Annotated in this window: 24 protein-coding genes and 1 pseudogene; 15 read left to right on the plus strand and 10 right to left on the minus strand. The window is 37.8% G+C overall.

Translation table 11 applies throughout. The features are described 5' to 3' along the window. Positions 1-2 precede the first annotated feature (2 nt). A complete protein-coding gene (gene hutC, locus AC5YGD_RS03850; RefSeq protein WP_416688151.1) occupies positions 3-698 on the minus strand; it encodes a histidine utilization transcriptional repressor HutC in 696 nt (231 codons plus the stop codon). 96 nt (positions 699-794) lie between these two features. Between hutC and hutU the strand changes: the two genes are divergently transcribed. From hutU to AC5YGD_RS03875, 5 genes are all read left to right on the plus strand, one after another. After that, positions 795-2438 carry a urocanate hydratase gene (gene hutU, locus AC5YGD_RS03855; RefSeq protein ID WP_496142206.1) on the plus strand — a complete coding sequence of 548 codons (1644 nt, stop codon included), beginning with the start codon at positions 795-797 and terminating at the stop codon, positions 2436-2438. A gap of 7 nt (positions 2439-2445) precedes the next feature. After that, a complete protein-coding gene (hutH, locus tag AC5YGD_RS03860; protein WP_496142345.1) occupies positions 2446-3939 on the plus strand; it encodes a histidine ammonia-lyase in 1494 nt (497 codons plus the stop codon). After that, positions 3936-5147, plus strand: coding sequence for an imidazolonepropionase (hutI, locus tag AC5YGD_RS03865; protein ID WP_416688153.1), 1212 nt, complete (start codon positions 3936-3938; stop codon positions 5145-5147). The genes hutH and hutI overlap by 4 nt, the downstream gene beginning before the upstream one ends. A 21-nt stretch (positions 5148-5168) precedes the next feature. Next, on the plus strand, positions 5169-6536 hold the full coding sequence (gene hutF / locus AC5YGD_RS03870) for a formimidoylglutamate deiminase (RefSeq protein WP_496142208.1): 1368 nt from the start codon (positions 5169-5171) through the stop codon (positions 6534-6536). A 96-nt stretch (positions 6537-6632) separates the two neighbouring features. Further along, the gene (locus AC5YGD_RS03875; protein WP_496142209.1) at positions 6633-7214 is read left to right on the plus strand and encodes a HutD family protein; all 582 of its coding nucleotides are present in this window, start codon (positions 6633-6635) and stop codon (positions 7212-7214) included. A 148-nt stretch (positions 7215-7362) separates the two neighbouring features. On the opposite strand, the gene AC5YGD_RS03880 is transcribed toward AC5YGD_RS03875, so the two are convergent. Beyond that, positions 7363-8208, minus strand: a complete 846-nt coding sequence (locus AC5YGD_RS03880) for a metal ABC transporter permease (protein WP_496142210.1) — start codon at positions 8206-8208, stop codon at positions 7363-7365. Positions 8209-8242: 34 nt separating this feature from the next. Beyond that, positions 8243-8950, minus strand: a pseudogene (locus tag AC5YGD_RS03885) (ATP-binding cassette domain-containing protein); the annotation flags it as partial. Between the two features lie 133 nt (positions 8951-9083). On the opposite strand from AC5YGD_RS03885, the gene znuA reads away from it, so the two are divergent. Together znuA and AC5YGD_RS03895 are read left to right on the plus strand one after the other, a co-directional pair. After that, a complete protein-coding gene (gene znuA, locus AC5YGD_RS03890) occupies positions 9084-10040 on the plus strand; it encodes a zinc ABC transporter substrate-binding protein ZnuA (RefSeq protein WP_496142211.1) in 957 nt (318 codons plus the stop codon). A gap of 40 nt (positions 10041-10080) precedes the next feature. Beyond that, positions 10081-10470: a toxin-antitoxin system YwqK family antitoxin gene (locus AC5YGD_RS03895; RefSeq protein WP_496142212.1), complete on the plus strand. Its 390-nt coding sequence runs from the start codon at positions 10081-10083 to the stop codon at positions 10468-10470. Positions 10471-10485: 15 nt separating this feature from the next. On the opposite strand, the gene ubiG is transcribed toward AC5YGD_RS03895, so the two are convergent. Beyond that, positions 10486-11196, minus strand: coding sequence for a bifunctional 2-polyprenyl-6-hydroxyphenol methylase/3-demethylubiquinol 3-O-methyltransferase UbiG (gene ubiG, locus AC5YGD_RS03900; protein ID WP_496142214.1), 711 nt, complete (start codon positions 11194-11196; stop codon positions 10486-10488). Then, the gene (locus AC5YGD_RS03905) at positions 11193-11642 is read right to left on the minus strand and encodes a redoxin domain-containing protein (RefSeq protein ID WP_496142215.1); all 450 of its coding nucleotides are present in this window, start codon (positions 11640-11642) and stop codon (positions 11193-11195) included. Before AC5YGD_RS03905 ends, ubiG begins: the two co-directional genes overlap by 4 nt. Positions 11643-11694: 52 nt before the next feature. On the opposite strand from AC5YGD_RS03905, the gene lepA reads away from it, so the two are divergent. After that, the gene (lepA, locus tag AC5YGD_RS03910) at positions 11695-13482 is read left to right on the plus strand and encodes a translation elongation factor 4 (RefSeq protein ID WP_496142216.1); all 1788 of its coding nucleotides are present in this window, start codon (positions 11695-11697) and stop codon (positions 13480-13482) included. Here the strand turns inward: lepA and AC5YGD_RS03915 are convergent. After that, the gene (locus AC5YGD_RS03915) at positions 13479-13865 is read right to left on the minus strand and encodes a GFA family protein (RefSeq protein WP_496142217.1); all 387 of its coding nucleotides are present in this window, start codon (positions 13863-13865) and stop codon (positions 13479-13481) included. The genes lepA and AC5YGD_RS03915 overlap by 4 nt on opposite strands. Next, a complete protein-coding gene (locus AC5YGD_RS03920; protein WP_496142218.1) occupies positions 13862-14644 on the minus strand; it encodes a cytochrome c biogenesis protein CcsA in 783 nt (260 codons plus the stop codon). The genes AC5YGD_RS03915 and AC5YGD_RS03920 overlap by 4 nt, the downstream gene beginning before the upstream one ends. A 59-nt stretch (positions 14645-14703) precedes the next feature. Between AC5YGD_RS03920 and ffh the strand changes: the two genes are divergently transcribed. From ffh to AC5YGD_RS03955, 7 genes are all read left to right on the plus strand, one after another. Further along, positions 14704-16107, plus strand: coding sequence for a signal recognition particle protein (gene ffh, locus AC5YGD_RS03925; protein ID WP_496142219.1), 1404 nt, complete (start codon positions 14704-14706; stop codon positions 16105-16107). Between the two features lie 88 nt (positions 16108-16195). Further along, entirely contained in the window at positions 16196-16570 is a 375-nt protein-coding gene (locus AC5YGD_RS03930) for a DUF4430 domain-containing protein (protein WP_496142220.1), read from the plus strand. A 34-nt stretch (positions 16571-16604) separates the two neighbouring features. Then, positions 16605-17192, plus strand: a complete 588-nt coding sequence (locus AC5YGD_RS03935) for a DUF6580 family putative transport protein (protein ID WP_496142221.1) — start codon at positions 16605-16607, stop codon at positions 17190-17192. Positions 17193-17253: 61 nt separating this feature from the next. Beyond that, entirely contained in the window at positions 17254-18132 is an 879-nt protein-coding gene (locus tag AC5YGD_RS03940) for a DMT family transporter (RefSeq protein WP_502319141.1), read from the plus strand. Between the two features lie 43 nt (positions 18133-18175). Beyond that, complete coding sequence (locus AC5YGD_RS03945) at positions 18176-19030, plus strand: EamA family transporter (protein ID WP_496142223.1); 855 nt, start codon at positions 18176-18178, stop codon at positions 19028-19030. Next, complete coding sequence (locus tag AC5YGD_RS03950) at positions 19027-19941, plus strand: EamA family transporter (RefSeq protein WP_496142224.1); 915 nt, start codon at positions 19027-19029, stop codon at positions 19939-19941. The genes AC5YGD_RS03945 and AC5YGD_RS03950 overlap by 4 nt, the downstream gene beginning before the upstream one ends. Positions 19942-20004: 63 nt before the next feature. After that, positions 20005-20784 carry an ATP-binding cassette domain-containing protein gene (locus AC5YGD_RS03955; protein ID WP_496142225.1) on the plus strand — a complete coding sequence of 260 codons (780 nt, stop codon included), beginning with the start codon at positions 20005-20007 and terminating at the stop codon, positions 20782-20784. Here the strand turns inward: AC5YGD_RS03955 and hisD are convergent, their stop codons facing one another. The 3 genes from hisD to murA are packed head-to-tail and all read right to left on the minus strand — an operon-like array spanning position 20785 to position 23978. After that, positions 20785-22083: a histidinol dehydrogenase gene (gene hisD / locus AC5YGD_RS03960; protein ID WP_496142227.1), complete on the minus strand. Its 1299-nt coding sequence runs from the start codon at positions 22081-22083 to the stop codon at positions 20785-20787. Then, positions 22080-22697 (minus strand): ATP phosphoribosyltransferase, encoded by a 618-nt coding sequence (gene hisG, locus AC5YGD_RS03965; RefSeq protein WP_496142228.1) that lies wholly within the window; start codon positions 22695-22697, stop codon positions 22080-22082. The genes hisD and hisG overlap by 4 nt, the downstream gene beginning before the upstream one ends. 21 nt (positions 22698-22718) lie before the next feature. Then, positions 22719-23978 carry a UDP-N-acetylglucosamine 1-carboxyvinyltransferase gene (murA, locus tag AC5YGD_RS03970; protein ID WP_496142229.1) on the minus strand — a complete coding sequence of 420 codons (1260 nt, stop codon included), beginning with the start codon at positions 23976-23978 and terminating at the stop codon, positions 22719-22721. Positions 23979-23981 lie beyond the last annotated feature (3 nt).

A 23981-nucleotide genomic window follows, 5' to 3' on the forward strand; every position in this document is an offset into this window, starting at 1 on the left:
AATCAAGTCTCTAAACGATAACGATTACCTGGATGCGTTAATCTGCTAAAGGTAACTGGGATGTTATCACTCCATGTCACTCTAGAAATTAAAATACAAGGCATTAACGGTTCAATTTGTAAATATTTTGCAGTCACTTTATCTGCAGCAATAGCTTCAACAATATGCTGAGCTCCAGACAGAGGAAGTATTTTTTTGAGATAGTGATTTGCCGTTACTTTACTAAGATCAATATCTAAATAGTCAGGAGCCGAGTCTTTATTGATATAACGCTCCTCTAATTGAATAGGCTGGTCATTTTCAAAATGAAGAACCAGTGAGTAAAATATGTGAGACTCAGACTTTAGGCTAAGGTGATGACAGGCTTGTAATGGTGCAACAATTTCTTTTTGTTGAAGTGCTATCGAGTGAAAGCGATTTCCACGTGACTTGACCTCTTTAGCAATATCTCTAATCTGTAAGGCAGATTTAATGGGCTTGTTTTCGTTAACAAAGGTGCCTAAACCTTGAATACGGTACAAGACGCCTTCTTCAGTAAGCTCTCTTAGAGCTCTATTGGCCGTCATACGACTTACTCCAAACTGCTCACAAAGTTTATTTTCCGAAGGCACTTGGCTGTGCTCAAGCCATTGTTGGCTACTTATGCCTTCAATAATATGACGTTTTAAGGCTTGATAATGAGGAGTATTTTTTTTCATATTTCTATTATACGCAACTCTTAAAAAATTGATTGTCTATACTTGTATATACAAGTATACTTTTGGTATATAGATAATTAAATAATAGGAACCAAAATGATTAAAGCACCACATGGGAATAAATTAAGTTGCAAAGGATGGCATCAAGAGGCTGCTATGCGTATGCTAATGAATAATTTAGATCCTGATGTGGCAGAACATCCAGAAGATCTTATCGTCTATGGAGGTAATGGAAAAGCAGCTCGTAATTGGGATTGTTATCATAAAATTATTTCTACATTACAACGACTAGAAAATGATGAAACACTTTTAATTCAGTCGGGTAAACCTGTTGGTGTTTTTAGAACGCATGAAGAGTCACCACGAGTTATTATTGCAAACTCTCACTTAGTCCCTAGATGGGGGACTTGGGATAAATTTCGAGAATATGAACAAGCTGGCTTAACTATGTATGGACAAATGACTGCTGGCTCATGGATATATATTGGCTCTCAGGGAATTCTGCAAGGTACTTACGAAACTTTTGCTGAGTGTGCTAAACAAAATTTTGATGGTGAGTTAGTGGGTAGATTAGTGGTTACAGCAGGTCTTGGCGGTATGGGCGGAGCTCAGCCGTTAGCTGCAACCATGAATGGTGGCTCTTGCTTAGCAATTGAAGTTGATGAGTCTCGCGCACAAAAGCGTTTAGAGAAGGGTTATGTTGATGAAATATGCTATAACCTCGATGAAGCATTAGAAAAAGTACTAAAAGCAAAAGAGCAAAAGCAACCTTTATCGGTAGCTATTGTTGCCAATGTTGCAGACGTTTTGCCTGAAATGTTAAAGCGAGGTATTATTCCTGATGTATTGACAGATCAAACATCTGCCCACGACTTGCTGTTGGGTTATCTTCCATCGGGATATAACGTTAAAGAGTCTGAAGAGTTTCGTACTAAAGATCCAAAAGGTTATCAAGAGGCTGTATTAGATTCGATGCAAGTTCATATTGGTGCAATGCTAGAAATGCAAAAACAAGGTGCTATCACTTTTGATTATGGCAATAACATCCGCGGCCAAGTTGCTGATCATCGTGGAATGAGTGAGGCTTTTGATATTAAAGGTTTTGTACCACTCTACATTCGTCCTTTATTTTGTGAGGGATCTGGACCTTTCAGATGGGCTGCACTCTCAGGTGACCCTAAAGATATTCACGGTACTGATAAGGTTATTTTAGAGACTTTTCCCCAAAATGAGTCTCTTGCTAAGTGGATTCATAAGGCACAAAATCAAATTCAATTCCAAGGTCTTCCTGCTAGAATTTGTTGGCTTAAGTATGGAGAGCGAGAAGAAATGGGGCTTAAATTTAATTGGTTAGTCAAAAAAGGTAAGGTTGCTGCTCCAATTGTAATCGGAAGAGATCATTTAGATTGTGGATCAGTTGCATCACCGAATCGAGAAACAGAAGGTATGAAAGATGGTTCAGACGCTATTGCAGATTGGCCACTATTGAACGCTATGCTTAATACTGCTTGCGGTGCTAGCTGGGTTTCTATTCACCATGGCGGCGGCGTGGGTATTGGTTATTCAATTCATTCAGGTATGGTAAGTGTTGCTGACGGAACGGCAATGGCTGATCGCCGGTTATCTCGAGTTCTTTCAGCGGATCCAGGAACTGGTGTAATGCGTCATGCAGATGCAGGTTATGATGTTGCTATTAAAACTGCGAAAAACAAAGGCGTTGATTTGCCAATGATAGGGTGAAAAATTGATTACTTTAGATAATATATACCCAGACCTTGAGCGAACGATTGACGCGCTATATCAAGATAAGAGTGCACTAGAAAAATCACGCGCTATAGTTGATCATGCTCTTGATGATGGTAATAGCTATTACGGAATAAACACTGGGTTTGGTTTTTTAGCAAATAAAAAAATTGACGCAGAGCAGCTGGAAAAATTACAGCATAACTTGTTATTAAGTCACGCTGTTGGTCTTGGAGATTCTATTCCAAAAAATATTACTAAGTTAATGTTACAACTTAAAATTGTTGCTCTTAGTTTGGGTTATTCAGGTGTTTCAGTTGAGGTTGTAGAACGTCTCATGCTATTTTTGAAAAATGACTGGATACCAGTTGTACCTTGCAAAGGTAGTTTAGGTGCTTCGGGAGATTTAGCGCCTTTGGCGCATTTAGCTTTACCATTATTAGGAAAGGGCTACTTTTGGAGTGCTAAAGACAACGAGCAACTTAGGGCAAAAACGGTCCTTAAAAATGCAAATTTAGAGCCAATTAATCTTAAGGCAAAGGATGGCCTTGCACTTATTAATGGCACTCAAATGATGACAGCCTATGGTGCGCATATTTTGGAGAGAGCAAACAGCTTATTAAAAAATGCCGATATTTTAGCAGCTATTTCTTTAGAAGCCTTGATGGGAAGTGCTCGTCCCTTTGATGAGCGCATTCAGGCTATAAGGCCTCATCCAGGGCAAAAGGCTGTAGCTTCGAATATTCGCCTACTGTTAACCGACTCTGCGATATTGGAAAGTCATAAAAATTGTGATAAAGTGCAAGATCCTTATTCACTTCGATGTATTCCCCAAGTGCATGGAGCTACTCGTGATTTATTGGAGTACGCATCTGGAGTAATTGAGCGAGAACTTAATTCAGTAACGGATAATCCTTTGGTTTTTAGTGATGGCGACATAATCAGTGGAGGTAATTTTCATGGACAGCCACTTGCTCTAGCTATGGATTCTGCGGCTATTGCAATAGCAGAGATTGCTAGTATTGCTGAGCGTCGAATTTATTTATTATTGCGCGGTCTGGATGGACTCCCAACTGTATTAGTGAATGACTCTGGTATCAATTCTGGTTTTATGATTCCGCAATATACTGCTGCCTCATTAGTTTCACACAATAAGGTGCTTTGTCATCCTGCATCTGTTGACTCTATTCCATCGTGCTTAGGACAAGAAGATCATGTGAGTATGGGCAGTATTTCTGCTATTAAGCTATTGGAAGTGTTAAATAATGTTGAGCAAGTTTTAGCAATTGAAGCTTTTACTGCAGCTCAAGCACTCGACTTTCGTAAACCTTTAAAAGCTGGCAAAGGAGTGGAGGCAGCGCATCAGGAGATTCGCAAAAGAGTGTCTCATAAAGATGCAGATGAGTTTTTTGGAGATGATATTGATGCTTGTATTGATATGCTAAGAGGTAATCTCATCCTTAAAGAGGTAGAAAAAAAAATAGGTAAGCTTCAATGAATCGAATTGAAAATATTACAATAGCTCAATGCTTAGATCAAGGTGTTCAAAATGATGTTCATTTGATTGAAAATGCCACAGTTGTCTGGCAAGAAGATATTATTGTATGGGTTGGAAAAACAAAAGAAATGCCAGAGCAATATGAGCATAGCAATATTGTCCTTCAAAATGGAGGTTTTTTAGTTCCAGGATTGATTGATTGCCACACTCATTTAGCTTTTGGTGGCTGGAGGGCAGATGAGTTTGGTGAGCGAGTTTCTGGCACTCCTTATGCTGAAATTACCAAGCGAGGTGGAGGTATTTCATCAACTGTTGCCGATACACGAGCAGCCAGTAAAGAAGAATTGATTGAAAAAGCGAATGGGTTTTTAACTGAAATGACAGCTTTAGGAGTCACAACTGTTGAATGTAAGAGTGGTTATGGACTCAATATTGATGATGAATTTAAGATTTTAAGTGCTTATGATGATCTAAAAAAAATTACTTCTTTGACCTTAGTGTCGACATTTTTGGGCGCGCATTTAGTTCCAAAAGAAACGTCAAGAGAGGATTATTGTCGAATGATAATTGAAGAAATGATTCCTAAAATTGCAGAGCAGAAGTTGGCTGAATTTTGTGATATATTTATTGATGATCATGCTTTTACTCAGACTGAAGCTCGACCAATTATTGAGGCTGCCAAAGCACATGGCTTAAAAATAAAACTTCATGTAGATCAACTTAGTGGGGATGGTGGTGCAGAATTTGCTGCTGATTGTGGAGCCTTTTCAGCTGATCATTTGGAATATGTGTCTGAAGAGGGCATCAAAGCACTAAAAAAATCAGGAACTATAGCTGTTACCCTTCCTTTAGCTAGTCTTTATACCTTTCAAAAATCTCTTGATGCAAGAATGCTCATTGATGCTGGGGTAGAGGTTGCTTTGGCAACAGATTTTAATCCCGGTTCAGCTCCAAGTAATCACTTACCATTAGCTATGATGTTGGGTTGTACGCTTAACCGGATGAGCCCTAAAGAAACGTTAAAGGCGGTAACTCTTTATGCAGCTAAAGCTTTAGATAAGGCTGATAAAATTGGCTCTATAGAAGTTGGAAAGTGCGCAGATTTTGCGTTAATAGACACGCCATCAATTGAGCATTGGATGTATCATTTTAAAGCCAATGCTAATTGTTTGACGGTTAAAAATGGACATATCATTTATCAACTGTAATACCATTAAAAGGATTTTTAGATGAAAAACTGGAAATTTAAAGGAATGTATCTTAAGAAGGGGTGGATTTCACCTGCCTATGTCAGCACTGATGATAATGGTAAAATTTTAAGCATTGACTCCCATTCTTCTGTAGTAGTTGATGAATCTGTTGAGGGTTACGCAATTGCTCCTATTCCTAATGCTCATTCACATGCCTTTCAATATGTTATGGCTGGCCTGACTGAGAATATTCCAAAAGGACACCAGGGAGATAACTTCTGGTCTTGGCGTGAGCGAATGTATGCAGTTGCAGACCAAGTAAATCCTGAACAAATGGAAGTTATTGCCTCAATGCTTTATGCTGAAATGTTAAGGTTAGGATATGATCAAGTAGTAGAATTTCACTATTTAAATAAAGATTCAAATGGCCAGTCTTATAATAATCCAAATGAAATGGCTGAGCGATTAATTAGTGCTGCAAAGCGAGTAGGTATGAAAATTACAATGACTCCTGTTTACTATCGTACTGCCGGTTTTAATCAGGGGCCTTCTGAAGCGCAGCGTCGCTTTCAGTATGAGTCAACGGATGCTTATTTTTCTCAGATTGAGGATTTAATAAGCAAATACCAGGATGATTCTGAAGTCAAAATTGGTTATGGGCAGCATTCTCTGAGGGCAGCCGACGTTGAGGAGACTAAAGAAATTTTTGCATATAGCTCCCAAATGCCATGCCATATTCATATTTCAGAGCAAACTCAGGAGGTTGAAGGTTCTTTGAAGCATCTTGGTGCTCGTCCAGTTGAGTGGCTAGCAAATGAAGTAGGTGTGGGCAAAAATACTAACTTAATTCATAGTACTCATATAACTGACAATGAAATGCAAAGCATAATTAGAGCAAAAGCTAATGTGGTGATTTGCCCAAGTACTGAGGGTAATTTGGGTGATGGATATTTCCCAATTTCAGATTTTATTGAGGCAGGAGGTCGTTGGTGTATTGGATCTGATTCTCACATTGGTATTAATCCTTTTGAAGATTTAAGATTGTTAGATTATGGCCAGCGAATGAGTAAGCAGAAACGAAATGTTCTTCTTAATGACAAGCCGGGTGATAGTGCGGCTATTTCTTATGACACTATTTTTGATAATGGTCATTTGGCATCAGGTGAAAGTAAAAATGATTATTTTCAAGTGGGAGATGATCTAGATGCTTTAATTATCAACTCTCACTCGCCTTTAATGACAAGAGATGCGAATGATGGTCGGTTATCAACAATTGTCTATGCGCTCGATAATTCTGCTATTTATGGTCGACTAAAGTCTGGTGAATGGTTGGTTAAGAAGGGTGTTCACATCATTCATGACGAAATTACTCAAGATTTTAGCAAAACTGTAAATGACATTAATTAATTCTGAGACATTAGCATATGTTCAGATTTATTGTGAAAATTAGCTTGAAGTGATTTATTTTGAGATAAGAGCTCTCAATGTCCTTAAGAAATCATGATGAAGCCATTTAAAATATATTCACCTCAGAGTTTTCAGACACTCCCCTGGAGAAATGGTTTAGGCTTAACTGTTGAACTATTGGCTGAAACTCCAAATAAAAACGAGGCCTTTTCTTGGCGCTTAAGTATTGCATCAGTTGCCAACGATGGCCCTTTTTCCGATTTCAGTGGTTATGATCGTACTTTGTTATTACTCGAAGGTTCTGGGATAACCCTCAATAAGCCTAATGGAGTCTTTAAAGTGCTAAATTCATTACTTGATTATGCAAATTTTAAAGGTGAGGATTTGATTGACGCTACTCTTCATAATGGCCCTATTAAAGATTTTAATATTATGACTTTACGTTCGATTTGTACCTCAAGTGTCACAGCTATTGATGAAACTAGCGAGTCTTTACTTAATATTAATGCTGATAAATTACTAGTGTACAGTATCAAGCCAGTCAATATTCAAATTGGGTTAGAGGCAAGTATTAGTCTTGAGGCCAATCATTTGTTGCAATTTAATTACTATATAAACAACACAATGATATTAGATAAAACTCAGGCAATTGTGATTCAAATTAACTACAAAAAATAAGATATCAATTTGTTTATTTTGTTTCTACCCCTTTTTTTTGCCTTGACAATTATTGAGAATATGGCTAAGCACATTAGTCTTGACTGCACCCAGGAAACCCGATAGTGCAGCTAAAGGTAGGAGTTGATTCATAATTTATTATCTAAATTTAAAAATGATTTTCTTTACTAATGTTTGTTTTTTTATTCCGCTCATCTCCAAGCATTTGAATGGAGATTGCAGGCAGAACCGTCAAGATAAATAATACTGAGGAAGTTACAACAATACTTGGGCCTGCTGGAGTGTCCCATTGGAGTGAGGCAAAAAGACCTCCAAAAACCGCAATTATTCCTACAATAGCTGAAAGGAGTGCCATCTGTTCTGGCCCAGTTGCAAAGCGCCTTGCAATTGCGGCTGGAAATATAAGCATTGAGGTGATAAGCAGAACGCCTACAATTTTCATAGAAATCGCTATAACCACTGCCAACAAAAGCATAAAGATAATGTTAGCTTGTTCAGGATTCATACCTTCAGCTTGAGCAAGCTCAAGGTTGACAGTCGCTGCAAAGAGAGACTTCCAGAAGGTTGTTAATACAATCAATACGCATAAACCGCCGCCCCAAATGATTGCAATATCGAATGGTGTTACAGCTAATATATCACCAAAAAGAAAACCCATTAAGTCGACTCTAATCCAAGTCATAAAACTAAGTGCTACCATTCCAAATGCTAACGTGGAATGCGCAAGCAGCCCTAATAATGCATCTGAAGAAAGGGTTACTCTTCGCTGTAGAAATATGAGTGCAAGAGAAACGAAAACAGATACTAAAAAAATACTTAAAGTAATATTAATTTGAAAGAGAAGGGCTAGTGCAATACCTAATAAACCGGCGTGAGAAAGTGTGTCTCCTAAATAAGCTAGTCGTCTCCAAACAATATAGCAACCCAAGGGTCCAGCCACCAAAGCAACTCCAACTCCTGCAATTATGGCTCTAGTAAAAAAATCATCCATCATTTAACACTTCCTTTTAGTTAATAATTCTATTGACATTATGGTGTTCATAAAGTGCAAGACCTGACAAAGCTTTACTTCCAAAAAGCTCTTTGTATTCTTGACTATCAGCCACATTAATGGGTGAGCCACTGCAGCAGACATGGCCATTCAGACAGATGACTCGGTCCGTTGCAGCCATAACTATATGAAGGTCATGTGAGATTAGAAGAACCCCACAATTCAACTCATCGCGGATTTTTCTTATAAGCTCATACATTTCAATTTCACCTTTAAAGTCAACGCCTTGAACTGGCTCATCAAGAACAAGAAGCTGAGGCTTGAATGCAATTGCTCTTGCAAGCAATACTCTTTGAATTTCACCCCCTGACAAGGTTCTTACTTCTGAGTTAGCTAAATGTAGGGTTCCAGTCAGTGACAAAGCTTCATCAGCATTTTTATTGCTGACCCGGCCAGTAAGATTCATGAGGCGCCTAACTTTAAGAGGAATCGTCCAATCGATAGAAAACCTCTGGGGTACATAACGGACCTTTAACTTTTGACGCCTATATGAACTCCCTTCATCAGGACTATAGATACCGAGCGCTATTTTTGCTGTTGTGGATTTTCCAGAGCCATTAGGCCCAATGAGCGTCAGAATTTCTCCAGGCTCTAAATTAAATGAAACCCCACGAACTAACCAACTGTCAGATCTAAAAATACCTGCATTATTCATAGAGATTAAGGTTGAATTTTTGGGTGTCATAATAATTCGATGAAGATGTAATTATATTAAAGAAACTTATTATTGCAATTATATATCATTAATGCAATATTATTGCAATAGATTAAAATTCCTGTTAACATTGTCGGATTCTCAACTACTTATTTTAAAAAAAATGCAACCTATCAAATCAATTCTTCTAACATCAACTTTAATTGCAGCTCTTTCAATGAGTGCACATGCTGAAATCAATGTAGTCGCATCAGTTAAGCCATTACACTCTCTGGTTTCGGGAGTTATGAAAGGTGTTGGAAAGCCTGAACTCATTGTTAAAGGTTCAGCGTCACCTCATACATACTCACTAAAACCTTCGCAGGCAAAACAATTGGAGGACGCAGACCTGGTTTTCTGGATGGGTCATGAATTGGAATCTTTCTTAGAAAAGCCTCTTGAAGCTATTGCGAGTAATGCGAAAGTTGTTGAGCTCATTAATACTGATGAGTTAAAAAGAATAAAAATGCGTGAAGGTGGTGCTTTTGATGATCATGGCCATGATGAGCATGATGAGCATGATGAGCATGATGAACACGACGAGCATGATGAACGTGGTCATGGAGAGTTTGACGTTCACGTATGGCTTGATCCTGAAAATGCCAAAGTTTTGGTGAATGAAATCAAGCATTCACTTATAGAGCTTGATCCAAGCAATGCTGCTCAATATAAATTCAATTCGGATGAACTTATGGTTAGGCTAGACCAGCTCATTGATGATGTTTCAGTCAAACTTGCACCTGAAAAAGAGAAGGGTTTTGTTGTTTTTCATGATGCCTATCAGTATTTTGAGGAGCGCTTTGGTTTGTCAGCTGTAGGCTCAATAACGGTCTCACCTGAAGTCATGCCAGGAGCAAGTCGTATCAAAGAACTCAAAGACAAGATTAATGAGCTGAATGCCCTCTGTGTTTTCTCTGAGCCCCAGTTTGAACCAAAGTTAGTATCAACCGTTATAGAGGGTACAAATGCTAGTACAGGGATGCTTGATCCTCTTGGAGCATCAATAAAAGATGGTCCTGAGCTCTACTTTACTCTGATAAACAATATGGCAAATAGTCTTAAGGAGTGTCTTTCTAAATAAGGCTAATTGCTGTTTCATTATTTAAATACTGACTTTATTTATGCTGAAAGATGGATTACAAAAACAGACCTTAGAAAATAGTATGACGCTTGATGTTTTTTATAAGGATGGTTTAAAGCACGGGAAAGAAGTTTACAAATATGCCTCTGGTAATGTTGCATTAGAGGCTTATTACTCCAAAGGTCTTCTTCAAGGGAAACTGCGAGAATGGAAGGAGGATGGACAGCTACTTCAAGAGCTGACTTATAAAAATAATTTAGAGCATGGCAAGGCTTTAACTTGGGATGAAAAAGGTCAGCTCAGTTCAGAAATCATGATGAAAAAAGGAAATCCCTCTGGCAAGTATATTATTTATGAAGACGGCGTTATATCAGAAGAGGGTATTGCTACTCCTCCAAAGATAGATCCTCCATCCTGCTCTTGCTGTTAAATTCAGAGAAAAAACTTATAGGTTTATTTTTTTGTATTGCGTCATATAATTAACGCTTACATCATCACCTAGTTTGTATTTTTTAGTAATTGGGTTGTAAGTCATTCCAATCATTGAGCTAATTGATAAATCCCAAGTTCGAGCCCAACCATCAATCTCACTTGGGCGTATAAACTTCTCGTAGTTATGAGTCCCCTTAGGTAGGAGATTTAAAATATATTCTGCACCAACAATAGCAAAGAAATATGCTTTTGGATTTCTATTTATTGTTGAGAAAAAAACCCTTCCATTTGACTTAACTAATTTAGAGCAAGCTTCAATAACTAATGATGGGTCTGGAACATGCTCTAGCATTTCAAGACATGCTATGACATCAAAAGACTCTTGTTCAGATTCTACTAATTCTTCTGCAGATATAAACTTATAGTCAATATCAAGGCCAGACTCCAGCAAATGAAGTTTAGCAACTTCAAGGCCTGCTTCAGCTAGATCAATACCAACCACAGTAGCTCCTTCAAGGGCCAGGGATTCACTCAGAATTCCGCCGCCACAGCCTATATCAAGAATGCGTTTTCCTTGAAGAGATCCACCACACTGCTCTTTGATATAGTTAAGACGAAGCGGATTAATATCATGAAGCGGTTTAAACTCCGAATTTCTGTCCCACCAGCGCGCTGCTAGGACTGCAAATTTATTTACCTCTTCGTGGTCAACGTTTGAGTTCATAGTGCCTTTATAAAGTCGAGTACTTCTTCAGCGTGACCATCCACCTTGACTTTATCCCACTGCTTGAGAATGTCTCCGTCCGGGCTAATAACGAAAGTCGATCTGACGATACCGATGTGTTCTTTGCCGTACATTTTTTTAAGTTTTAAAACATCAAACTGCTTACACAAAGACTCGTCCTCGTCTGAGATTAGGTCGATTGTGTAGTTGAACTTTTTGATGAATTTATCGTGCGATGCAATGGAGTCTCTAGAGACGCCATAGATCACTGAATTATTTGCAGTAAAGTCATCATTGAGTCTAGTAAAGTCGTTGCCTTCAATGGTGCATCCAGGGGTGTCATCTTTTGGATAAAAGTAGAGAACAATGTTTCTTCCCTGGTTGTCGGGAATGTCAATTTTTAGATTACTTGTGGCGACACATGTAGTGGGGTTTATTTTATTCATATACGATATAATCTCTTGGCTTTAATTTTAAAGCAGTCATTTTAACATTGATATGCAAAACATCCGAAATTTTTCTATCATTGCGCATATAGATCATGGCAAGTCAACAATTGCTGATCGTTTTATCCAGCATTGCGGTGGACTCAGTGATCGTGAGATGTCGTCACAAGTTCTTGACTCTATGGATATTGAGAAAGAGAGAGGTATTACGATTAAATCACAAAGCGTTTCTTTGAAATATAATGCAAAAGATGGTCAAACATATCAATTTAATTTAATTGACACGCCTGGACATGTTGATTTTTCATATGAAGTTTCTAGATCTCTTTCTGCTTGTGAGGGAGCACTATTAATTGTTGACGCCTCTCAAGGCGTTGAAGCTCAAACAGTCGCTAATTGTTATACTGCTTTAGATCAAGGTCTTGAGGTAGTTGCGGTTCTTAACAAAATTGATTTGCCCGCTGCTGAGCCAGAAAGGGTTGTGGATGAGATAGAGGATGTCATTGGTGTAGAGGCTCATGATGCGGTCCATGCAAGTGCTAAATCTGGTATTGGAATTGAGGAGATTCTTGAGCAGATTGTTGAAAAAATTCCTGCCCCAGAAGGCAATGTAGATGCCCCAATTAAAGCGCTCATAATTGATTCATGGTTTGATAATTATTTAGGTGTTGTCTCTTTAATCAGAGTGATTGATGGCGAAATTAAAGCTAAAACAAAAATTAAAATCTTCTCTAATAAGAGTGAGCATTTAGTAGATGAAGTAGGTATTTTTACACCTAAAAGAACTAAGACCGATAGCTTAAAGGCTGGAGAGGTTGGTTACTTAATTGCCAGTATCAAAAATATTGATGGAGCTCCAGTTGGCGACACCATAACTAGTAGTAAAAATCCAGTTGATCAGCCTTTAGATGGTTTTAAGCCTGTACAGCCAAGAGTTTTTGCAGGGCTTTTCCCTACATCCGGTGAAGACTATGAGAAATTTAGAGATGCACTAGCTAAGCTCCGCTTAAATGATGCGGCTTTACAGTATGAGCCCGAAAACTCGGACGCACTTGGGTTCGGCTTTAGGATTGGCTTTTTAGGTCTTCTTCATATGGAAATTGTTCAGGAGCGTCTTGAGCGTGAATATGACTTAGACTTAATAACGACTGCGCCAACGGTAATCTATGAAATTCTTGATACTAAGGGCAACGTAACAAAAATTGATAGCCCATCAAAACTTCCTCCAGTTCAGACTATAGCTGAATTTAGAGAGCCAATTATTACAGCAAATATTTTAGTAACCAGTGAGTATGTTGGGCCAGTAATAAGCCTTTGTGTTGAAAAGAGAGGTGTTCAAAAAAATATAAACTATATGGGCCGGCAAGTCTCTATTGTTTATGAGCTCCCATTAAATGAAGTGGTTTTAGATTTCTTTGATAAACTTAAATCTGCATCAAGGGGTTTTGCCTCTATGGACTATCATTTTGAGCGTTATCAGGCTGCTGATTTAATACGTTTAGATATATTGATAAATAATGAAAGTGTTGACGCTTTGGCTTTAATTATCCATCGTGATAACTCTACTTATAAAGGCCGAGAAATTGCTGAAAAAATGAAGGAACTTATCCCTAGACAGATGTTTGATGTTGCAATCCAGGCATGCATTGGAGTTAAGATAATCTCAAGAACAAATGTTAAGGCACTTAGAAAAAATGTTACGGCAAAGTGTTATGGTGGTGACATTACTCGGAAAAAGAAATTACTTGAAAAGCAGAAGAAGGGTAAGAAGAGGATGCGTTCAATTGGGAGAGTGGATATTCCTCAAGAGGCTTTTCTTGCAGTTCTTCATATTGATTAAACTATTTCATTTAATTTAGTAAACCATTCAGTATGGTCTTCAATCTGAACTAAAGTAGGCGAAATATTGGGTGCTTCCATTGTGCTGCCTAACGGTAATAACATCCAGCCTTTTGCAGTTTGCCTTGGGACTCGTGATCCACATTTGTTACAAAATGCATTTCCAAAGGTATTTGGAAGAGGTAAAGTGTATTCGCCCCTTTTATTCTCACCTGAAAGCCATAAAAATTGCTCAGGCTTGACAAAAAGATTTGTTGCAAATGCTGCCCCAGTTACTTTCCGACATCGGGAGCACTGACACATTCCAAAGAACTCATAAGGCCCTTTCATTTGCCATGAGACTATGCCGCAAAGGCATTCTCCATTTAAAGTTTTTATACTCATAAGATCTCTAAAAAAAACTTGGTACCAAAGTAAGATAAAACTAGTATGGAAAAAGCAGTTTGAGTGGATACTGCTATAAGTTTTCCTCTCCAGCCAAAAATCTTATGCCCAAGCAGAATTCCAGCAAAACCAATCCAAGCAATGATTGAAAGAATGGTTTTATAGGTAAGTTTTTGTGTAAAAAAATCATCGATGTAGATGTAACCTGAGATTAAAGAGAGGGTAAGAAGCAAAAATCCCATCTTTAATGTTTGATAAAGGAACGCTTCCATAGTTTGAAGTGCTGGAAGCTTATCGACAAAAGTATTAAAGTTGTGTTCATGTAAAAAACGCTCTTGGATGCTTACAAGGACAGATTGAGCAACGGCAATAGCAAGAAGAGCGTATGCGCCAATTGACAGAAAAGCATGAGCTGCAATTGACATAGAAATAAGCTTACCTTGGGTTCCTGGAAATAAAAAAGCAATAATAACTGCAAATGCACTTAGAGGGTATACAAGGATCCCTAAAGAGTGAATAGGCTTACTGAAAGAGGTTAGAAATAAAAGCGTAGCTACAACCCATGCTACAAATGAAATGCTCACAGTTAGTCCAAAAAATACACCATCCTGCTGCCACAACTCAAACAAAATATAGCCATGTGAAGAGCAAGCTATTAGAAGCATTAAATTCACAATTGTTCGATGTTGATTTGTTACTGAATCTAAAACAAAGTATCTGGTTAGTAAAAGCCCAGAAAGTAGATAAGCGATAAATGGTAGAGCATGAAGTAAAGGCATCTCTAGCTTTGTCTTTGCAAAAGATTATATAATACGATATTTCACCCAACTAGAACATAATGTTTGATAATTTAACGGAACGACTATCCAATAGCTTTAAGGCCATTCAAGGCAAAAATAAGCTGTCCGATGAAAACATTAAAGAGGCCATAAGAGAAGTCAGAAGATCTCTCTTGGAGGCTGATGTTGCGCTTGATGTAATTAAGTATTTTATAGAGCGAGTTCAAAGTAAAGCAATTGGACTTAAAGTAGGGGAGGGGCTGAGCCCATCTCAAGCCTTTATTAAGCTAGTTGAAGCTGAGTTAACAGAAGTAATAGGTGGCCAGAATGAATCTCTAAACCTTGCAACTCAGCCACCAGCAGTTGTAATGGTAGCAGGCCTTCAAGGTTCAGGAAAAACAACCTCAATTGCCAAGTTAGCTCGTTATTTAAAAGAAGAGCAAAAAAAGAAAGTTCTTGTAGTCAGTGCAGATGTTTATAGACCTGCTGCTATTGAGCAGCTTAAAATTCTTGCTGAGCAGATAGGTGTTGATTTTTTTCCTTCAACTATAGATGAGAAGCCAGAAAAAATAGTTGCAGATGCAAAAAAACAAGCTCAATCACAGTTTCATGATGTTCTTCTAGTTGATACTGCCGGAAGACTTCATGTTGATGAGCAAATGATGTCTGAAATTCAAATTCTTCAGAAGCAAGTTAATCCAATAGAAACGTTGTTTGTTGTTGACTCAATGACAGGGCAAGACGCTGCGCATACTGCAAAAACATTCTCAGATATGCTTCCACTTACTGGAATCATATTAACAAAGACCGATGGTGATGCAAGAGGCGGCGCTGCTCTATCTGTAAAACATATAACTGGAAAGCCTATTAAATTTATGGGTGTTGGTGAAAAGACTGACGCTCTAGAGCCATTTTATCCAGACAGACTTGTTTCTCGAATTCTTGGTATGGGTGATGTTCTTTCTTTGGTTGAAGAGATTTCAAAAAAAGTTGATCATAAAAAAGCTCAGAAGAATGTCCAAAAAATGGCGAAAGGCAGATTCGATCTTGATGATATGAGGGATCAGTTAATGCAAATGCAGCAAATGGGTGGAATGGGGGCTTTAATGGACAAAATGCCTGGAATGGGGAAGATACCTCAAAGTGTTAAAAATCAAGTAATCGGGGATACTGAAAGCAGCCGAATGGTTGCAATTATTAACTCAATGACTCCAAAAGAAAGAAATCATGTTAATTTAATCAAGGGCTCTCGTAAAAAAAGGATTGCTGATGGGTCTGGTACAGATGTTCAACAAGTAAATAAATTGTTAAAGCAATTTGAAAAGATGCAAAAAACAATGAAGAAGATGAAGGGCGGTAAAATGAAAAAAATGATGCAGCAAATGGGTGATATGCAAGGTGAAGGTGGAATGCCTGATTTTTCAAAGATGCCTGGACTTGGAAATAAAAAATTTCCATTTTAAGCAAATTACTTGTTTTTGCTTGTTGACTATTGCAGTTTATTGTTTTTGATATAAAATCCGAACTTTTATATTGCCATTTTTAATTGAAATGAAATTTAATCTAAAACTCCTAGCCATAGTTTTTCTTGGCTCTCTCTTTCTTCAGCCTTCATTATCTTTTGGTGATGAGTCCGTTGAATCTATTCAGCTTTCGTTAGTAGTTACTTCTGCAGATGAGTTAAGTTTAACGGCGATTAAACAAGTTGATAAGGGGCTTAACGCATATGAAGCTATAAGTGAGTTAGTTACTGTTGGCGTAAAAGATACAAGTTTTGGTCCTCAAATCATGTCTTTAGCTGGAGTTGAAGCAGTTGGAAATACTTATTGGGCATTGTACGTTAATGGCTTAATGTCAATGGTTGGAGCGCAAGATGTTATACTTTTAGAGGATACATTTATTCGCTTGAATATGGAAGCATTTTAATATATTATTGTTTGAAAAATTTAGGAGAGAAATGATGAGCAATCAAGATCACAAACTTAATTCAAGTTTTAGTTATTTAGTTATTCTAGCAGTGTTAATTTCATTAGGAGTTGCAGGAAGATTGCTACCTCACCCACCTAACTTTACGCCTATGGCTGCAATAGCATTATTTGCAGGATTTATTTTTATAAAAAGGTATATGGCTATTGTTGCTGTTATGGCCACTATGCTTCTTTGTGACTATTTTGCTTTTGGCTCACTTTCGGCAAGTTGGTTTGGCTCTAAGTCTATGTTTGTTGTTTATCTTGCCCTCCTATTTCCAATTGTATTTAAAAACTTCCTACAAAAGAAACTTAGCGTATTAAAAATTGCAGGAGCTGCTTTAGCAAGTTCTATTGTTTTTTTCTTAGCAACTAATTTTGCAGTTTGGGCATTTTCACCAATGTATGCAAAAACTCTTGAAGGTCTTATGCTGTGTTTTACGATGGCAATTCCATTTTTTCAAAATACAGTGGCAGGTAACTTAGTATGGTCAGGCGTTATATTTGGTGCCTACTTTGCTTTACGTAACTTCTCAAACTTAAGAATTTTGAATCAAAAAGATAAATCAATTTTTAGCTAGATTATATTTTTTTGCCTTAAAGCTTATCTAATGGTCATTAATAAAAGTGAATTTATAGCTTATGTCTAGGCATCTAAAAGGACTTCTAATGACCGTTTTTGCGGTAATTCTGTTAAGTCCAGATTCTGTTCTTATTAGGTTAGTTGAGGAGGCTTCTCCAGAGGTTGATAGCTGGACAGTTCTTTTTTGGCGAGGGCTCTTATATGCCGTAGGGGTTTCTTTATTAGTCTTTATAAAGTATCGCTTAAAGACGCTAGAAGAATTCAAAAAAATTGGAAGAGGGGGCTTATTAATAGGCTTTTTTTCTGGAATCAGTACAGGAACGTTCGTATTCGCAATTGTTTATACATCCATTGCAAATGCTCTTGTCATTATAAGTACTGGCCCAATAATGATAGCAATTGTCTCTTGGTTTCTACTTAAAGAAAAATCCAGTCTAGTGACCTGGACTTCTATGATCATTGTTTTTATTGGAATTTACATTGTTATGAGTGGAAGTCTTGGGGGAGAAAACCTCGTTGGTGACTTTTTTGCCTTGATTACAGCAGTAATGATGGGATTTACTTTTACTTTGACTCGCAAATATAAAGATGTCAATATGGTTCCTGTAAATGCAATTGGTGGGGTAATTGCTGCCCTAATAGCCTATGTAATGGCTAGTAAAATTTCAGTTCCACCCGAGGTGGTAAAATACATAATCGCTATGGGGGTAATACTTTCAATTTCATTTAGTTTAATAACAATTGCGCCAAGATATATGCCTGCAGCTGAAGTTGGAATGATTATGCCTCTAGAGACAGTGTTGGGAACTTTAATAGCTTGGTATGTTATAAATGAAGAGCCATCAACGAATGCTTTAATTGGTGGAACGATTGTTATTGTGACTTTATTCTGTCACTCTTGGTATAGCACTAAGCTGGCAAGAGACCAGCTAACCTGACCCCTAATAATCTTACTAACATAAACTTCCGCAAGCTTTAAATATGAATAATCATTTAAAAGGACTACTCATTGCTTTTTTTGGAGTTTTGATGCTGACTCCAGATCCAGTACTAGTGAGGCTTGCAGATGCAGACACCTTTACCATTCTTTTTTGGCGTGGGATATTCTATGCACTTGGCGTATTGGCCATTTTGTTTGCTACATACCGTAAAAACACTTTTAAGGAGCTAAAAAATATAGGTAGGCCTGGAATCTGGATTGGCATCCTTTCAGGAATTGGCGGCGTTACATTTATTGCTGCAATTCAATACACTTCAATTGCTAAAGTATTAGTTATTATTAGTACAGCACCAATGGTTGTTGCAATTATTTCATGGGTCATAATAAATGAAAAGCCTAAGCTTTATACGTGGATTTCAATGCTAATTATTGTTACTGGTATCTACATAGTAATGAAAGGAGATACAGGGACCCTCAACGTTATGGGGAGTTCATTGGCAGTTATATCAATAATTGCTGGCGGTTATTCATTTGCACTTACGCGAAAATACAGTAACGTCAATATGGTTCCAGCTATGATAGTTAATGCGCTCGTTGTTTCTGGTGTTGGACTGGCGTTTTCAAGTTCCTTTTATTTGCCTTTTGATTCACTAATGTATGTTATTGCAGGCGGCATATTGCTTGCGATTGCCTTTAGCCTAATTACACTTGCTCCAAGATTCATACCTGCATCAGAGGTGGCTATGTTTATGCCTTTAGGAACGATTTTTGGAATAATAAGTGCGTGGCTAGTGATTAATGAGCAGCCTTCTAGTAGCTCAATTTTAGGTGGGTCTATAGTTGTTATTACTTTATTTTTTCATGCATGGTACAGCTCCAAGCTGCAAACTAAATGAAAATATTAGGCAAAAATAAAGCATTGAGGGCTGACATTATTATGCTCATTGCTGCAGCCATTTGGGGGTTTGCATTTGTCGCGCAGAAAGATGCGGCAGAGACAATGGAGCCATTTTTCTTTAATGCAGCTAGATTTTTTATTGGAGCTTCAGTATTAATGCCATTAGTTTGGTATCTATCTAAAAGAAACACAACGCCAATTAAGAAAGAGGTTTCAACTAAAAAATTACTTTTTGCTGGGACTGTTGCTGGATTATTTTTATTTACTGCTTCAAGTTTTCAGCAAGTTGGTATTGAATTCACAACGGCTGGAAAAGCTGGCTTTATAACGGGCTTATATATCTTTTTTGTCCCATTAATTGGAATTTTCTTAGGCCAAAAAACTAACTCTGGAACTTGGCTTGGAGGATTCCTTGCAATTATTGGGTTATTCCTTCTAAGCATCAATGAAGACTTTAGTATTGAGAAGGGTGATTTATTTCAACTTATTTGTGCCGTATTTTTTGCAGCCCATATTTTGGTGCTAGGTTATGTTGCTAAAAGGATGGATCCTTTGAAGCTATCACTCATTCAGTATATTGTTTCTGGGTTTTTAAGTCTTATTATTGCAATTGCCATAAAAGAAAACATTGGGTGGGATGCTATTATCATTACAGCAGTTCCACTTCTCTATGCTGGCGTTATGTCAATTGGCATTGGATATACGCTTCAAGTTATTGCCCAGCAACACGCTAAATCTTCCCATGCAGCAATAATTTTAGGACTAGAAGGGGCATTTGCTGTGCTTGGTGGGTGGCTTATTCTTGATGAAACACTAACAACAAGAGGTTTTATTGGATGCATGCTGATGTTAATTGGAATGCTTTTATCGCAACTACTCCCAAATCTGAGTTTAAAAAAAGCAACTTGAGAACTTTTCCATTCTACTGGTATGATTGTTAAGTGTTATTAATATAGGCTTAACTTAAATATAATGAATATTATTGAACTTCAAAATATCACAGTATTTCAAGAAAGCAATAAAGTATTTGATGACTTCTCTTTAACCATTGATGAGAGTCAAAGTACTGTTATCTTGGGGCCAAACGGCTCCGGTAAAACAACCCTTCTAAAGTTACTAAATCGTGAGCTCTACATAGTTGAGAGTGAGGGTAGCAGTATTAAAATATTTGATAAAGAGAGGTGGAATGTTCAGGAGCTAAGGTCCAATCTTGGCGTTGTTTCGCCGCACCTTCAAAATAATTATTCTAATACTGCTGTTGGGCTTCACGTTGCCCTATCTGGTTTTTATTCTAGTGATGGAATATGGAGGCATCAAAAGTTTGATACTGAGAAGTTAGACCGTGCAAATGAAGTTATGGAGCTTCTCTCAATATCAAGCTTAAAGGATAGAGAATACTCATCCATGTCTACTGGCGAGCAGCGAAAATTTCTACTTGCAAGGTCACTCGTTAATGACCCAGCAGTATTGGTTTTTGATGAGCCAACAAGCGGGCTGGACATAAGTACTTGTTTTCAGTACCTTGAAATAATGAGAGAGCTTATGAGTATGGGCAAGAAGGTAATATTAGTAACGCATCACGTGCATGAGATCCCACCAGAAATATCAAGAGTAATTTTATTGAAGAAGGGAAGGGTAGTTATGGATGGCAATAAAGATGAAATTTTAACGAATAGCAACCTTACTAATCTTTTTGATTGGCCTATTAAAGTTGTCAAAGAAAATGGCTATTATCAGGCGCTACCTGGATAATTATTTCTTATCTGTACGATAAAGCGCGGACATAGCATGAGCCTGAAGGCCTTCACCATAAGCCAGTGTAGCTGCAGTTTCACCTAAATTTATAGCGCCTTCTTTTGATGCCATTATTATACTAGAGCGTTTTTGAAAATCATAAACACCTAGTGGCGATGAGAATCTTGCAGTACTTGAAGTTGGCAGAACATGGTTTGGTCCAGCGCAATAATCACCCAAAGCTTCAGAAGAGTATTTACCCATAAAAATCGCTCCAGCATTCTTGATGTCATCAAGAATAGATTCTGGATTTTCAACAGAAAGTTCAAGATGTTCTGGGGCAATTTTATTGGATATTTTAATTGCTTCATTTATATCTTTTGTCAGAATTAATGCGCCTCTATTTTTAAGTGCTGTTCGAATAATAGGCTCCCTGTCCATCGTAGGAAGTAGCCTTTGAATGCTACTTCTAACCTTTTCAATAAAGCCTTCATCAGGGCAAAGTAGAATGGATTGAGCTTCTTCATCATGTTCTGCCTGAGAAAATAAGTCCATTGCAATCCAGTCAGGGTCTGTTGAGCCATCACAAATGATAAGTATCTCAGAGGGTCCAGCTATCATATCGATACCAACTTGCCCAAATACTTGTTTTTTTGCAGTAGCAACATAAATATTACCAGGGCCAACGATCTTATCAACTTTTGGAATAGTCTCAGTTCCATAAGCAAGTGCTGCAATTGCCTGAGCTCCTCCAATAGTAATAACCATGTCGACATCTACAATATGGGCTGCTGCCAATACCAGTTCATTGGAAACTCCTCTTGGGGTGGGAACAACCATAATTAACTCATTCACGCCTGCTACTTTTGCAGGAATGCTATTCATAAGTACAGAGGATGGGTAGGCTGCCTTTCCACCAGGCACATACAAACCGACGCGATCCAAGGGGCTAACTTTTTGACCTAATACTGTGCCATCATCTTCAGTGTAATTCCATGACTCTTGTTTTTGTTTTAGGTGATAAGACTCAATTCTTTGAGCGGCAATATTAAGTGCGTTCTTTTGTTTTTGGTTTAAGTTATCGAATGATTTTTTAAGACTTTCTTTTGAGATTATTAGTTCTGAGATTGATTTTGCGTTAAGTGAATCAAACTCTGAAGTAAATTTTAATACAGAGCTATCCCCTTTATCTTGAACTTCCTTAATAATTTTTCTGACATTGTTGTTAATCTCTTCATTAGAATTACTCTCCCGAGTGATGAGAGAAGAAAGTTGAGCATCAAAATCCTCACTATTTGAAGACAATAAGCTGATCATAAGTTTTTTTCTATGCTTTTAATCCAGTCATTAATTTGACTATGTTTGGTATTAAAGGCAGCTGAGTTTACAATAAGCCTTGAGCTAATATCACAAATTACCTCTAGCGGGATTAAGTTGTTAGCTTTCAAAGTATTGCCAGTATCAACTAGATCCACAATGCAGTCCGAAAGGCCAACTATTGGTGCAAGCTCCATGGCGCCAGAAAGTTTAATAATTTCTACTTGCTGGCCTTTTATAAAGAAATGTTCTTTGGCTGATTTGACATATTTTGTTGCCACCTTCAAAGTACTTTTGCTTAAGTTTTGGTTTTCCTTTGATGCAACCATAAGGCGGCATTTAGAGATTCCAAGATCAAGTAATTCAAAAATACCATTGGCTCCATGCTCTATCAAAACATCTTTTCCTGCAATTCCAAGATCTGCAGCCCCATGCTGGACAAAAACAGGAACGTCGCTTGCCCTGATAACTATAACCTTAATATCTTTTAGGTTAGTATCTAAAATTAGTTTCCTACTTTCAAGTTCTTTTTTAGATACAGAAAGGCCTGCTTTCTCAAGAAGAGGGAGTGTTTGGTCTAATATTCGACCTTTAGAAAGTGCGATCGTTAACATGTCAGTATATCAATTATTAGTTTAGTGCTGAACGCGCTCTATATCTGCTCCCAGCATTTTAAATTTTTCTTCAATCATTTCATAGCCTCGGTCAAGATGATAGACGCGCTCAATTGTGGTAGATCCATGGGCAGCAAGCCCAGCTAACACTAGACTAGCGGAAGCCCTTAGATCGGTTGCCATAAGATTTGCGCCAGTTAATAATTTTACTCCTTTGCACACAACTGTGTTGCCCTCCAGCTTAAGATTTGCTCCCATACGGCTGAGTTCAGGAACATGCATAAAACGATTTTCAAAAATAGTTTCTGTAATAGTACTACTTCCATCGGCGATAGAATTTAGAGCCATAAATTGAGCCTGCATATCCGTTGGAAAATTTGGGTAAGCACTAGTTCGAATATCAACGGGTTGAGGCCTTTTCCCTTTCATGTCGAGTTTAATTGAGTTTTGATTTGTTTGAATGTCCGCGCCAGTTTCAATAAGTTTGCCAATAACGGAGCGCATTGAGTCAGGCTCAATATTATTAACAACAATTTTACCTCCAGTTATTGCAGCTGCAACTAAGTAGGTTCCTGCTTCAATTCGATCTGGACAAATGGAGTAATCAATACCACTGAGATGATCAACTCCTTGAATTACAATGGTAGAGGTATTTTCACCTGTAATTTTTGCGCCCATTTTATTTAGGCATTTTACTAAATCCGTTACCTCTGGCTCTTGTGCAGCATTGTTAATAGTAGTTGCTCCCTTAGCAAGAGTTGCAGCCATTATTATATTTTCAGTCGCCGTTACAGAAATCATATCAAAATTAATTTGCGCACCAACAAGCTCATTAGTGCTCGCATAAATATATCCATTTTTAACTTCAATTTTAGCGCCCATTTGTTCAAGTGCACTAAGATGAAGATTAACTGGACGAGTTCCAATAGCGCAGCCACCAGGAAGTGAGATTTTAGCTTTCTTATATTTTGCAAGCATTGGGCCTAAAGCTAAGATCGATGCCCTCATTGTTTTGACTAGTTCATATTCTGCTGTGAGTTTTGTAAGGCTTGATGAGTCAATTGAGATTGAACTGTCTTCCTCTAAGACAAAGCTAGAGCCCATATCCATTAAAAGTCTAAGCGTAGTTGAAACATCACTTAATTGAGGGGTATTTGATAGCTTTAAGGGCCCGTCAGCAAGGATTGTTGCAAAAAAGATGGGTAAGGTGGCATTTTTAGATCCAGAAGTTTTCATACTTCCATTTAACGGAGTTCCGCCGTTAATTACTAATTTATACATATA

Source organism: Candidatus Pseudothioglobus sp. uisw_070 (assembly GCF_059512545.2).